Genomic DNA, 13865 nt, shown 5'->3' on the forward strand with positions numbered 1-13865 from the left:
ATGGCTACACGTGGCTCTATGCCAAATGCAGCTGCAGAGTCGGCAGATTGAATCGCTATGTCAGCAAGTTGTTCAGCATTAGGGTCGGGGTTAATTGCACAGTCGCCGTAAACTAACACTTGATCAGGTAGCAGCATAAAAAATACGGATGATACTAGTGATGATCCTGGCGCTGTTTTAATTAACTGCAGGGGCGGGCGAATTGTATTGGCAGTGGTATTTACCGCGCCCGATACTAAACCATCTACTTTACCTTGCTCAAGCATCATTGTGCCAAGTACGACGTTATCTTGTAGTTGCTCTTGTGCTACTACAGCAGTTAGGCCTTTGCTTTTACGAATTTCGACCATAGGCGCAATATAATCATTTATAATACTTTTTGGCTCGATGATACTTACATGTTCGTTTAGCTCAATACCTTGCTGCTGTGCAATACGCATTATTTCTTCGCGATCGCCAAGCAATATAGTTTTAGCAATGCCACGTTGACCACAAATAGCAGCCGCTTTAATTGTACGAGGTTCATTCCCTTCTGGTAATACTACGGTTTTATCTGCTTTACGTGCTTTATCGGTTAATAAATAACGAAATGCAGGTGGTGATAACTTACGCGTTTTGCCTACACTTTGAGCTAGAGTATCGAGCCAGCTTGAATTGATATGTTCTGCGTTGTGATCTTTTACTTTTTCAATGCGTTGGTCATCATCATTTGGTACTTCCATATTAAAGTTATGCAGTAATAGTGATGTGCGCCATGTGTCGGCATCGGTTGCGAGTATTGGTAAACCGGTTTGCATAGCTTGTTCACACAAAGCCATAATACGTGGCTCTGGCTCAAAGCCACCGGTGAGTAATATAGCGCCAAGTTTAGTGCCGTTCATAGCAGATAAACACGCAGCAACAAGTATGTCAGAGCGATCGCCCGGTGTTACTAATAAAGCACCTGGCGTAAAATAATTTAAAATATTAGAAACCGTACGAGCGCAAAAAGTGATACGACGCAGGCGACGATGAAGCATATCGCCTTCGTTAATTATTGTTGCTTTTAAATACGCGCTTAAGTCTTTTACGCGTGGCGCTACTAAGTCAAAATCCCACGGGATTGCGCCAAGCAACATAAACGGATTTTTTTTAAAAATAGGTAAAGACGCTAAACGATTTAACTCGTTTTCAAGCTCTTCGGGTTTGTAAGCGTCGACTAAATCGGCGCGTGCACGGCCTTCTTCATCAAGTGGCGCATTTACTTTATTAAAAATACAGCCCAGTACACGAGGATGATCGATTCCACCGTAATTACCTGCTGCAATTTCTAGGCGGTCTTCTATTTGAGTAATGGTGTAATTACCAGGGGTAAGTACAAATACAATTTCAGCGCCGAGTGTTTGCGCAATTTCGCGGTTTACACGCCCAGCATAAGGTTGGCGACGAGTAGGCACCATACCTTCAATAATAGCTACTTCATCGTCGTTTATTTTACTTTCAAAGCGTTCAACAATTTCCTCTAGTAGATCATCACCTTTACCGTCGCCAATCATTTGCTCAGCATAATCAAGAGCAAAAGGGGTGGGTGGGTTAATAGGTGAACCTTGAGTGACTATTTGTGTTGATTTTTCAGGACCTGTTTCGCCTGAACGAGGCTGAGCGATGGGTTTAAAAAAGTTAACTTTAACTGTTTTTTGCTCAAGAGCGCGAACTAAACCAACTGATACCGACGTTAAACCCACACCGGTAGACACAGGAATTAACATAATACGACGTGCCATATTAAAGCTCCTTTACGATGTTAGCGGCATCAAGTGCAATAACCCACTCTTCGTTGGTCGGCATTACTACCACTTTGGATGAAGTATTGGCTGAACTAATAATACCTTGATTACCAAAACGTGCATCAAGATTGCTCTTCTGGTCACAACTGAACCCTAAAAAAGCTAATTGATTAATGACATTTTCACGTATGATATCGGAGTTTTCGCCAATGCCGCCAGTAAATATAAGTGCATCTAAACGTTGTAATGGTACCATGTAGGCTGCAATTTGTTTGGCTAGTCGGTAGCAAAAAATATCCAGCGCTAAACGTGCTTGTTTATGTCCGGCAACAGCGGCTTCTTCAATCGTTCGACAATCGTTAGAGAGTTCGCTAATACCTAGTAGGCCGCTTTCTTGGTTTAATAAATTATCTATTTGCTGAGCGTTGTAACTAAGCTGTGTAGTTAAAAAATTAAATAAACCGGGGTCAATATCTCCACTGCGAGTACCCATAACAATACCAGCCAATGGCGTTAAACCCATACTGGTATCAACACTTTTACCATTTTTTATTGCAGTAACAGAGCAGCCATTACCTAAATGAGCACTAATGAAATTACTCTTCTCTATAGGCTGATTTAATAATTTAGCAGTTTGTCCTGCTACATAGTAATGACTTGTGCCGTGCATACCATAGCGTCTTACACCGTAGCCTGTATAAAGCTTATAGGGTAGGGCGTAAAGGTAGGCAACTTCATCCATAGTTTGATGAAATGCTGTGTCAAATACTGCTACTTGGGGTAAACCTATAAATGAAGCTTGTGCAGATGAAATACCTAACAAGTTCGCATGACCATGTAGCGGCGCTAAAGAAGACGCTTTAGTAATACCGTTAATTACGTCTTCATCAATTAAGACTGACTTTGTGAAATGCTCTCCGCCATGAACAACACGGTGCCCAACAGCAATAAGGTGCTCATCAAGGTTATGATCCTTTATTAAGCTTACAAGCGTATTTATAGCCTCAGCATGCGCTTGATTAGCCGCTAAGTCGATAACCGTCTTAGTTCCATTAAATTTGTATTTAATGGAGGGGGCTTTGGCGCCCAAGCGTTCAGCAAGGCCTGATATAATTTCGTGACCGTCGTTTGCATCAATAATGGCAAACTTTAAACTAGAGCTACCACAGTTTAAAACTAAAACATGTTGGGATTCAGGTGAGGTTGTTGGCATAGATTCAATTTCCATAAACAAATTTAGTAAGTGAACGTTAATACGTGATAGTTACACTTACGGTATTAAATAAAGCTAAAACAATTAAATGTTCAACTGCAAAGTGGTTAACTCAATGTTAAATATTTTACCTTATTTATGATGTTTAAGTTAGGATTGTTCGCCATTAAAGGGGAAATTTAAGCTCTTTTACTGAGAAAGTGTAACTCCCTCATTTTGTGTTACACTTTGGTATAGCTCGTTTTCTATTGTATTTAAAAGCAGTATCTGTGAGGAGTCATGATGCAAAAAAGTGTGATGTCACAACTACAAACAGGCCGTTTGTATGGTAAAAAATGGCCAATGCGTAAAGAGCTTGCGCCTTTGTTTTTAGAGTTTAGAGTGATTAGAGCGACTGAGCTTGCCATTACAGTAATGCCAATCTTGGCTATGCTAACGTTGTTTTTTCAGCTTAATTACTTAGGTTCTGATTTTTTACCGCAAGCTATTGCGAGTGCATTATTTTTTATATCGTTACCTTTACAAGGTTTATTTTGGTTAGGTAAACGAGCGCAAACGCCTTTAGATCCTGCGATGCAAAAATGGTACAACGAGCTGTACACTAAAATGGCGGCTAATGGATATCAAACGCAGTTAAGTGAGAACAAGCCCCGTTATATGGAGCTTGCTAACTTACTTAAAGATATGTTTGAAAAAATGGATAGAGCATTTACTAAAGAGCAGTTTTAGCGGGTTATACCATTATCTATTTTGGTAAACTGAGTAATATAAAATGATAAGGTGACATTGTGTTCACCTTTTTGTTCGAGTGCTGTCCAGTGCTCGGGTCTAAATTTCCATGCAAATGGCGTCATCATTATTAAGTTTTTAATATCAGTAAAGCTAAGCGCTATATGCTCTGTTAAAAGAGCCTGTTCTGCTTTTTGAAACCCTTTTGGCGTGGCTATTTCAGTATGTTCGTTTACTTCTGAATATATATACGATTTTAGCTCTTTTAAATGATAAGGGCCTGGGCTTGCTACCACTAATGTTGCGTTTTTATTAGCTAGACGTTCAAGTTCATCCTCAAACAAAGGTGCAAATACGCTAATAAGTATATCAGCAAATTGACTTTTAAAAGGTGCTTGGCTAATTGATGCAACACTAAAATGGCAATTAGGGTAGCGCTTTGCCGCATATTTAACGGCAGATTTTGAAATATCGACGCCGTACACTATAGCGTCTGTTTTACTTGCTATAGCTTGGGTATAAAACCCTTCACCGCATCCTAAATCTATAACCGTATTCGCACTTATTCGACCGACTAGATCGCTAAGATTTTGTTGTAAAAAGCGGTAGTATCCACGCTCTAAAAATGCGCGTCTAGCTTGTACCATTTCAAGGGAGTCGCCTGGTTGTTTTGAATTTTTTTGTTGCACAGGCAGTAAATTAACATACCCTTCTTTGGCAAAATCAAAGCTGTGGTTATTAGCACAACGAAGTGTTGAATCAGCTTTCAAAAGTGCGAGGTTACATAGCGGGCATTGATATTGTAGACTCATGAGTCTAGGTAGTCCTTATCGTAAAAAGTTTTTACCCAATGCGGGCGATAGGTGATCATAATTGTTATAGCCATGCCGTTGAGCATTGCTTCAGGAAACCAAATTATGGCACTTAAATAAACGTAGTTATCTGCAAGTTCTTGCCAATTGTATTGCCCTATAGCTAAGTAAAATAAAGCACCTAGGCCTATTTTTATACAGGCTATAAATCCTGCGGTTATAAACGCACAAACAAATATATAAACAAAAAAATGACGAGGTAAATACTGGTAACTAATTATAAAGCCAAGATAGCTCAATAAAATAGGAATAAACGCACCAATAAACAGTTGTACTGGTAACAGCTCAAGTTCAATTTGACCAAAGGCAGCGAGTAGCGCTGTGGCAAGTAAGCTACTTAAAATAGTCAATCGCCAGCCTAAAATTAATGTAGCAGCCGTAACACCTAGGATGTGTAAATCAAGGCCAGTTAAAATGCCAGCCTTTATTCGCCAAAGCACTGCAAACACTAACGCACATGCAAGAACTCCAGTTTGACGGGCTGGCGTATTAAGCAATGTTTTATATGTTTTTTTATCAAAGCTTAGTAGGGCAATAATAATTACAAGGGCCCAAAGTAGCCCTTGTATTGTTATGCTGAGCATAGTAATTACTTAAATGTTGACCATATAGGGGCATGATCTGAGGGTTTTTCAATACCGCGCAGTTCGTAGTCAATACCAGTATCTATACAGCGTGCTGCAAGCTCATTAGTCGCAAGTACTACATCTATTCGAAGCCCTCGGTTATCTACAAACCCTTTAGAGCGATAGTCAAACCACGAATATTGATCGTCTGTTTCTGGGTTTTGTTCTCTAAAGGTGTCTTTAAAGCCCCAATTAAGTAATGTTGCAAGCCATTCACGCTCTACCGGTTGGAAAGAACACTTACCCGTTTTTAACCAACGCTTTGCATTAACTTCGCCAATACCAATATCTAAATCGGTGGGTGATATGTTGATATCGCCCATAACAATGACGTCTTGATCAGGGGTGTGGTTGGTTTCAAGGTGTGTCATCAAATCTTTATAAAATTGTCGTTTATAAGGGAATTTAGTTTCGTGATTAATATTATCACCTTGTGGGAAATAGCCATTCATGACTGTAAGGTCGCGACCGTTATCTTGTTCAACAGTGACGCTTATCATGCGTTTTTGCGATTCCTCTGTATCGGTAGCAAAGCCTTTTAAGACCGATTTAGGCTCTTTTTTGCATAACATAGCTACGCCATAATGGGCTTTTTGGCCATGAAAGTAGACGTGATATCCCATTTTTTGTACATCTTCTAGTGGGAATGCTTCGTCATGAACTTTAATCTCTTGCAAACCAATAACGTCTGGTTGATGTTTGTCGATAATTGCTTGCAATTGGTGAAGACGAGCACGCAGACCATTGATATTGAAAGAAATCACTTTCATAAAATTTACCTTAAAATTGGATCTATTTAATGAATTAAATTGTATCAGTAAATACGCGTACATAACATGACTGAAATGAGAAAATAGCTGCACAAATGTTGATCAATTGGTGAGTAAAGTTTAAACATTGTAAATGCAGTATTAATTTTTTAAATAAATAAAAAATTCAATTGAACTTAACTTTATTGAATATATAATGCGCGAAATTCACTTGTTTAGCTCGTTCAAATAGGATCTCTCATGAAAACACAACTACTTTTAGCTACTGCTTTATTAGCATCTGCAACTGCTTCAGCACAAAGCAATACTTACTTCAGTCAAGATAATAAAATTGAGTCTAAGTTATGTGTACTAAGCGCAAACGAAGGCTTTAGTGTTGCTCGTAAAGAAGCTGCTCAGCACGGTGTTTACTTATCTCGTTTTTCTAAAAGCATTTTATGTAATGGTGAAGATATTCGCGATATTGCTAAAAAAACGACATTAAGCAACGCATCAGTTGAGAAAGTAGAAGTATTTGCAAAAGACGCTCAACAAGAAACTCAATTATGTATGACGGCTTTAAAACAAGGTTTAGCACCTGTTCGTCAAAAAATTGGTAACTTAAACTCATTAAAATGTAATGGTCAAAACGTTACTGAGTTTGTTAAACGCTACCAAAACGCAGCAATCTAATTATTAGCTGAACTATATAACTAAAATTGAGATACCTGGTTTTTTACCGGGTATTTTTTTGCAAAAATTACAAGGTTGTTTGCAAAGCTTGCAAGCTTAACTTATTGAAACTGTTCAACAAATGCACAAGTCAAGATTAAGTTATTGATTCTTATAAGTTAACTATTATTGGCATTGGATTTGTATTAGTTAAAGTGACATTTAATTAATTACGAAGGATACGTCTTATGAAAAAGTTAACATTAGCAGCCNTTGTTCATCTAATCAAGGTCTTGAAAGAATAGACAGTGACTTTGCAAGTTTAGATAATGACAGCGATGGCTACATCTCAAAAGTTGAAGCTGATGACGATAGCATTTGGGGCCATTTTTCAAATATTGATACCAATATGGATAACGAAATTAGCCGCAAAGAATTCAACACTTACATGAAGTTAAACAATGGTAAAGTAGCCACTGATTCTGAAGTAAGTGAGTCGGCATTTAAAGCTGAAATCGCTAAATTCGATAAAATTGAAAGCAGCTTTTCAAGCTTAGATAACGACAGTAATGGCTATATTTCGGTAGTTGAAGGTAACGATGATGATATTTCAAATCACTTTGGTTACATGGATAAAAACCAAGATAAGCGCATCAGTAAAAGCGAGTTTATGGGTTACATTAAAAAATACGGTAACGCAGTAGCTGAAGATGATGCATTAGAAGCCATTAAACACAGCTAATATTTGTTGTTTTAAAGAGTAAATTAGAAGCCAGTGATAATCACTGGCTTTTTTGTGTTTAAAATCTAGTTATTTAGTAGATATATTTTCCTAGTTTGGCGTTGTTCTGTCATAATAGATGGCTGTGTATTTTTATTTGTTAAGAGTGTGTATGGCGGGTCGGCGAATTAGTGATGAACAACTAGTTGAGATCATTGAAGCAGCTATTTTTGTTGCAGATAAGCCTGTGAGTAAACGCCACCTTAAAGATACTGTATTAATAGATTTAGCTATTTCTATGGCGCGAATAAACGACGCAATAGATACAATACAAGAACATTTTCAAACTCGTGGTATTCGCTTAGTCGAAGTTGGTAGCGGTTATCGTTTTCAGGCATGTAGTAGTTTAAGCCCTTGGTTAAATAACTTGTGGCAAGAACGCGCACCAAAATACTCGCGTGCTTTACTGGAAACATTATCACTTATTGCATACAGGCAGCCCATTACGCGCGGTGAAATTGAGCAAGTAAGGGGTGTTACTACGGGTTCGAATATTATTAAAACCCTACTCGAAAGAGAGTGGGTTAAAGTGGTAGGGCATAAAGAGGTTCCGGGTAAGCCGGCTTTATATGCAACTACTAAACAATTTTTAGATTATTTTTCGTTAACTGGACTTGAAAACTTACCTGCGCTGCCAACAGAGCAGCAAAGTAAAATTAACCAGTTATTGAGCGATCCTTCTGTGAGAGAACCATCCGAATGAGTATTATACAAGGTGAAAAGTTACAAAAAGTCTTAGCCCGTGCAGGCGTAGGCTCACGCCGTGAAATGGAAAAATACATTGATGCAAACCGCGTTAGTGTAAACGGTAAAGTGGCAAAGTTAGGAGACCGTGTTGAAGAAACCGATTTGATTCGTGTTGACGGGCACACTGTAAAGATTGAAGAAAAAGCAGATAGAATCTGTCGTGTGATTATGTATAACAAACCCGAAGGTGAGTTAAGCACACGTAAAGATCCAGAAGGGCGTCGTACAGTATTTGACCGACTTCCTCGTATTGATGGTGAGCGTTGGATTGCGGTTGGCCGATTAGACGTTAATACTTCGGGTTTGATGCTCTTTACTAATGATGGTGAATTAGCTAACCGCTTGATGCACCCAAGCTATGAAGTAGAGCGTGAATACTCTGCGCGTGTATTTGGTGAAGTAACCAATGAAACGGTTAAAAACTTACTACGTGGTGTTGAGCTTGAAGATGGTCCAGCCAAATTCACGACTGTAACCCCTATGGGTGGCGAAGGCGTTAACCGCTGGTTTAACGTAACGTTAAATGAAGGACGTAACCGTGAAGTACGTCGTTTATGGCAGTCTCAAGATGCGGAAGTATCTCGTCTTATTCGTATTCGTTACGGTAAACTAGAGCTTGATAAGCGCGTGCCACAAGGTGGTTGGATGGAGTATGATTTAGAAACAGTAAACTACTTACGCAAAACCGTTAAATTAGGGCGCGAGACACAAACTAAGCTTTCTGTTATGCCTGAAAAACGCAAAGATAAACGCGCTAAAATCAACCAGATCCGCAAAGCAGTTAAAAAACACAATCAACGTGTTAAGCCTACCAAACGTAAATAATAAATTAGTTATTTATTGCACACAAAAAAGCCGCTAATTGCGGCTTTTTTAATGTGTGTTGTATAAATTTTTTAAACTCTAAATTACTTTTTTACTTGAGCATCTAACGATTCGCCATTCACTTTACTAGAATCATCGCTCATCAAGTATAAGTAGGTTGGCATTAAATCTTCTGGTGTAGCAAGCGCGTCTCTATCTTCTCCGGGGTATGCAGCAGCGCGCATAGAAGTGCGAGTAGCGCCTGGATTAATACAGTTTATACGAATATTCGTTTTGCCTACTTCACATGCCCATGTTTGCATCATGCCTTCTACAGCAAATTTTGAGATGGCGTATGGCCCCCAAAACTCACGGCCTTTTCGGCCTACACCTGATGACGTAAATACTATCGATGCATTATCAGACTTACGAAGAACAGGAAAAAGCGCTTTAGTGATCATCGCTTGCGCGGTCACGTTTACTTTCATTATGTTTTCGAACGTAGATGAGCAAAAATGTTCAAGTGGACCAAGTGACCCTAAAATACCTGCATTATTAAGCAAGCCATCAAGGCGGCCAAATTGATATTCAATTGTTGCAGCAAGGTCACGGTAGTTTTGTTTAGTTGCGCCTTTTAAGTCCATGGGCACAATTGCAGGTTTAGGGTAACCCGCATTAACAATTTCATCGTAAACACATTCAAGTTTATTAGTTGTTTTTCCTAATAAGATAACTGTAGCGCCGTATTTTGCATACGTAATTGCTGCTACTCGGCCAATACCATCACCGGCGCCTGTTATTAAAATAATTTTATCTTTAAGTGCGTTTTCAGCCGCTTGATATGTGTGCATAAAAGTACCCATTCATCTATTTTTTTTGATTTTAACATAGCGAAACGTGAAGTAATCGAATTTATTGTAAAATTAGGTGGCGAAAATAGAAACTTTACGTTAAGTTTAACTGGTCTAATGTCTCATTAATAACCTGATTACATTGTTTTAACTTAATACACTGATTAAACACACTATAAAAATAAAATATGTGCGGAGCCAACAATATGAAAAAAATGCTACTTTCACTCTCTGTTACAGCTGCCTTGGCAGGTTGTGGCGGCGGAGAAACGTTAGAAGATGTTAAGAACGACACAGCAACCGTTATTCCAACAGCAACGGTTACATTTGACCCTGCTGCAGGTATCTTATCGGTACCTAATGATTTATTAATGAGTGGAACCCAAGACGGTACACTTAATATTCCAGGAGAATTAGATGACGACAATGTGTCTATTTCTCGTGCAGCTTATGCTGACCCTCAGCTTGCTCTAGGTGCACTTGATGGTTGGTCTTCGCAGGTTCCTTATAAAATCGATTTAACATTTCCGCCAAATGTGAGTTTAGATGAAACGTCTGCTGGGACACCTGGTACAGTTCGCATTTTTGAAGTAGTAATGGGTGCAAGTTTAACTGACGCAGAATGTTCAGTTGTAGCTGCAGGTACAGCTTGTAAATTGGTCGGTGAGCTTACTTTTGGTGTTGATTTTGTTACTCAAGCTTCTGGTGATGCCGTTGCAATTATTCCTTTAAAACCATTTACGGCTGGTAGCTCATACATCAATGTACTAACTACTGGTCTTAAAGATTCATTAGGGCGTTCTATCGAGCCTTCTTCTACTTATGGGCTGGTTAAACAAGAAGCGCCATTAATTACAGAAGCCCAACTTGGTTTGCAGGGCGCTGTTAACAGTTACGAAAATGTAGTTGTAAGTTCAGGAAATATAACAAAAGAAGATATTATTTTTTCTAGCGCAATGACTATTCAGTCTGCGGGGCCAGTACTTGGGACAATTAAAAAATTGCTAGCTGCAAGTTTGCAACAGCCTGCGATGCCAACGCCTGCGCTTCAAGTTCCTGAACAACCGATGGTAAATGTACAACAGGTATTTGCTTCTAAGGGTGTAGAAGTGTCTGCTGCTTTCTCTGGTGTGCAATATCAAAAAGGTAGCATTATGCTACCAATGTATTTAGGTACACCAACGGGTACTGATATTAGTGATTTAAGTGATACATATTGGCAAGGTATGTGTGATAACGCGGTGGCAATAATCGGTTACAAGGCCGTTGCTGGTGATGCATTTCCTACAGATCCTATTAGTGAAAATGATGGTTTATGTTCTGCATTAAGTGACGGGCAATTACGTGACTTAGGACTAGATAGCACACGTCATTTAACAAAATATAACTCCATTCCAAAAGTACAAAGCATGGCAAATGTGCCAGTGCAAGTTACTAAGCCTATTTTACCAATAATTAATGGTGTACGTGCGCAGTTACAATTAGATCCTATCGCAATGCCTGATAGCGGATGGCCAGTTGTTATTATGCAACACGGTATTACAACACAAAAAGAAAGTATGCTTGCTTTAACGGCGCAGCTTTCTATTCAAGGCTTTGCAACAGTTGCTATTGACCATCCAAGACATGGTGAGCGTGGAATAGATGTTGATGGTGATGGAACAGACGACTTTAATGCAACAACGGGTTCTGTGCTTAGTTACATGAACTTAAGTTCATTACTTGTTGCGCGTGATAGCTTACGTCAATCAGCGGCTGATTTATTGGGTTTACGTTTAGGTCTAAACTTTATTAATGATGCAACGATTAATGCGCAAGATGTAACTTACATTGGTCATTCATTAGGCTCTATTGTAGCCCCTGCATTTATTGCACAAGCTAATAACCCATTAGCGCCAACCGTTGACCCATTATTTAATGTAAACACAGTAGCACTTGCAAGCGGCGGCGGCGGTATAGCTAGCTTCTTACTAGAATCAGCTGCATTTGGTCCATTTATCCAAGGTTCAGTACTTTCACAAGCAGGTACAACAGAAGCTGATGAGTTTAACGCGTATTTACAAGTTGATGCAGTGTCTAACTGTGGTGCAGTATTACCAGATATGGAAGCATATTTAACTTGTGGTTATAACGAGTATGTAGCTTCGTTAACTACAGTTGGTGAAACAAGTAAGCTTACTAATATTCAAGGAGTGTTTACTCAATTTGCATTTGCGGCGCAAACAGCGCTAGATAGCGGCGATCCAACTAATTACGCAGCCACTGTAAAAGCATTAGGTACTCCTGTTTATACTAATGTTGTTGTGGGCGATGGTGTTGATAACAAGCCTGACCAAGTGATACCACCAATGGCAGCAAATAATCCTATTTCAGGCACAATTCCATTAGCTAACTTGATGGGTCTTGAAACAGTAAGTACTTCGCAAGCATTGACTGAAACACCAACAAGCTACTTAGTTAAATTTACTAAAGGGCATCATGGTTCTATATTAACGCCAGCTCAAGATGATGCACAAGCTGCAACTGTTGAAGGCAGTGCTNCTGCCGCTAATACAGAAATGCAGTTGCAAGTAGCTACTTACTTAGCTGCTCGCGGTCGAATGTTATTAGTTTCCAACCCTGAGGTTGTGACTGATTAATAGCCAATAAAATAATTAACCTTTAAAAGCCACTGAAAAGCTGTCTCTTATACACAAATCCCTGCTAAGAAATTAGCGGGGATTTTTTTGAACTAAATCTCAATGTCATGATCAGATCTTCAAATCTTGTTTGAGGGCACATTATGATTAACGAACATACTCATTGGGCAAAACAACAATTCGGTAAATCGGACTTAGGTGATCCAAGAAGAACAGCGCGTCTGGTAAAGTTAGCATCAACGCTTGCAAATGAACCAGGAAAACCACTTGTAAACATCACTCAATCCCCCGGCGATATGGAAGGTGCCTACCGCTTTATTCGCAACGAGAATATTGGCGCAACGGCTATAGCAGAGTCAGGCTTTAAAGCCACGGTTGAACAAGCAAAAAGTCATAACTTGTTGCTCGCATTAGAAGACACGACCACACTAATTTATAAACATTCCTCCATTCGAGATGATTTGGGTCATGTCGGACGAGGAGCAAAACAACGAGGCTTGTTAGCTCATAGCGTATTACTGTTTGCGCCAGACACAAAGCAAGTTGTGGGATTAATTGAACAGTCTCGCTGGAGTCGTGATATCAACACGATTGGAAAAAGAGAAAAACACGCGACGACTTCTTACGAAGAAAAAGAAAGTTACAAGTGGGAGTCAGCGTCACGAGCGATGGCAGAGCGGCTGCAAGGACAAATGGCGAACGTGATATCGGTGTGTGACCGCGAAGCGGACATCTACGAATACTTGCAGTATAAACTGACCGAGCAGCAACGATTCGTCGTACGCTCGATGCAAAGTCGTCATATTGAAGAAGGTGAGGATAAGCTCTATGCGTTTGCAAGCGAGCTGATGAGTGCAGGCACCAAACACATCCACATTGCACAAAAAGGAGGAAGAAAAGCCCGAAGCGCAACACTGGATATCACCTATGCGCCAGTGACACTCAAAGCGCCTTACAATAAGAAAGGACACTCCCTCCCAGTTTACTATGTCGGCTGTACAGAGCGAGGAAACGCTAAGAATGGCTTAAGCTGGCACCTATTAACCAGTGAACCAGTCACCAGCAAAGAAGACGCCTTAGCTATCATCACCTACTATGAGCACCGTTGGCTTGTAGAGGAATACCATAAAGTCTGGAAAAGTGATGGTACGGATATCGAAAGTTTACGCCTTCAAAGCCAAGATAACATGGAAAGATTGGTGACGATTAATGGCTTTATTGCGACGCGAATATTGCAACTAAAGTTCACCAATGAGCAGCCTGATTCTCCAAGTTGTGAACAACTGTTATCTCCCAAAGCATGGAAGTTATTGTGGTTAAAGAGAATAAAAACACCATTGCCTGAAACTGCTCCAAATATGTCATGGGCGTATCAGGAACTGGCAAAGTTAGGAGGCTGGAAAGATACCAAGCGCA

Annotated in this window: 12 protein-coding genes and 1 pseudogene; 7 read left to right on the forward strand and 6 right to left on the reverse strand. The window is 39.7% G+C overall.

What is annotated here, in order from left to right:
- Together pta and L652_RS0115750 are read right to left on the reverse strand one after the other, a co-directional pair.
- Window positions 1-1763 (reverse strand): phosphate acetyltransferase (gene pta, locus L652_RS0115745; RefSeq protein WP_024603543.1); only part of this gene is annotated, 1763 nt, incomplete at its 3' end.
- Between the two features lies 1 nt (window position 1764).
- Entirely contained in the window at window positions 1765-2979 is a 1215-nt protein-coding gene (locus L652_RS0115750) for an acetate kinase (protein WP_024596542.1), read from the reverse strand.
- A 282-nt stretch (window positions 2980-3261) separates the two neighbouring features.
- On the opposite strand from L652_RS0115750, the gene yfbV reads away from it, so the two are divergent.
- On the forward strand, window positions 3262-3708 hold the full coding sequence (yfbV, locus tag L652_RS0115755) for a terminus macrodomain insulation protein YfbV (RefSeq protein ID WP_024596543.1): 447 nt from the start codon (window positions 3262-3264) through the stop codon (window positions 3706-3708).
- Here yfbV and L652_RS0115760 read toward each other — a convergent pair.
- Genes L652_RS0115760 through xthA form a run of 3 tightly spaced genes read right to left on the reverse strand, consistent with a single transcriptional unit; the run spans window position 3705 to window position 5976 of the window.
- Complete coding sequence (locus tag L652_RS0115760) at window positions 3705-4520, reverse strand: putative RNA methyltransferase (RefSeq protein WP_024596544.1); 816 nt, start codon at window positions 4518-4520, stop codon at window positions 3705-3707. The genes yfbV and L652_RS0115760 overlap by 4 nt on opposite strands.
- Window positions 4517-5164 (reverse strand): energy-coupling factor ABC transporter permease, encoded by a 648-nt coding sequence (locus tag L652_RS0115765; RefSeq protein ID WP_024596545.1) that lies wholly within the window; start codon window positions 5162-5164, stop codon window positions 4517-4519. The genes L652_RS0115760 and L652_RS0115765 overlap by 4 nt, the downstream gene beginning before the upstream one ends.
- A gap of 5 nt (window positions 5165-5169) precedes the next feature.
- Window positions 5170-5976 (reverse strand): exodeoxyribonuclease III, encoded by an 807-nt coding sequence (gene xthA, locus L652_RS0115770; protein WP_024596546.1) that lies wholly within the window; start codon window positions 5974-5976, stop codon window positions 5170-5172.
- A 240-nt stretch (window positions 5977-6216) separates the two neighbouring features.
- Here xthA and L652_RS0115775 point away from each other — a divergent pair, with 240 nt between their 5' ends.
- The 4 genes and pseudogenes from L652_RS0115775 (at window position 6217) to rluB (ending at window position 8980) form a co-directional block, all read left to right on the forward strand.
- Window positions 6217-6648: a hypothetical protein gene (locus tag L652_RS0115775; protein WP_007582577.1), complete on the forward strand. Its 432-nt coding sequence runs from the start codon at window positions 6217-6219 to the stop codon at window positions 6646-6648.
- Window positions 6649-6875: 227 nt separating this feature from the next.
- Window positions 6876-7369: pseudogene (locus tag L652_RS01000000123965) on the forward strand (EF-hand domain-containing protein).
- Window positions 7370-7520: 151 nt separating this feature from the next.
- Window positions 7521-8111, forward strand: a complete 591-nt coding sequence (scpB, locus tag L652_RS0115785; RefSeq protein ID WP_002959713.1) for an SMC-Scp complex subunit ScpB — start codon at window positions 7521-7523, stop codon at window positions 8109-8111.
- Window positions 8108-8980: a 23S rRNA pseudouridine(2605) synthase RluB gene (gene rluB / locus L652_RS0115790; RefSeq protein ID WP_024595359.1), complete on the forward strand. Its 873-nt coding sequence runs from the start codon at window positions 8108-8110 to the stop codon at window positions 8978-8980. Before scpB ends, rluB begins: the two co-directional genes overlap by 4 nt.
- An 83-nt stretch (window positions 8981-9063) precedes the next feature.
- On the opposite strand, the gene L652_RS0115795 is transcribed toward rluB, so the two are convergent.
- Window positions 9064-9810, reverse strand: coding sequence for a YciK family oxidoreductase (locus tag L652_RS0115795; RefSeq protein WP_002959717.1), 747 nt, complete (start codon window positions 9808-9810; stop codon window positions 9064-9066).
- 206 nt (window positions 9811-10016) lie between these two features.
- Here L652_RS0115795 and L652_RS0115805 point away from each other — a divergent pair, with 206 nt between their 5' ends.
- Together L652_RS0115805 and L652_RS0115810 are read left to right on the forward strand one after the other, a co-directional pair.
- A complete protein-coding gene (locus L652_RS0115805) occupies window positions 10017-12449 on the forward strand; it encodes a VolA/Pla-1 family phospholipase (protein ID WP_024603544.1) in 2433 nt (810 codons plus the stop codon).
- Window positions 12450-12592: 143 nt separating this feature from the next.
- A partial coding sequence (locus L652_RS0115810; RefSeq protein WP_024603372.1) for an IS4 family transposase occupies window positions 12593-13865 on the forward strand: 1273 nt, incomplete at its 3' end.

Source organism: Pseudoalteromonas sp. TB25 (assembly GCF_000497995.1).
GTDB classification, from domain to species: Bacteria; Pseudomonadota; Gammaproteobacteria; order Enterobacterales; family Alteromonadaceae; genus Pseudoalteromonas; species Pseudoalteromonas distincta.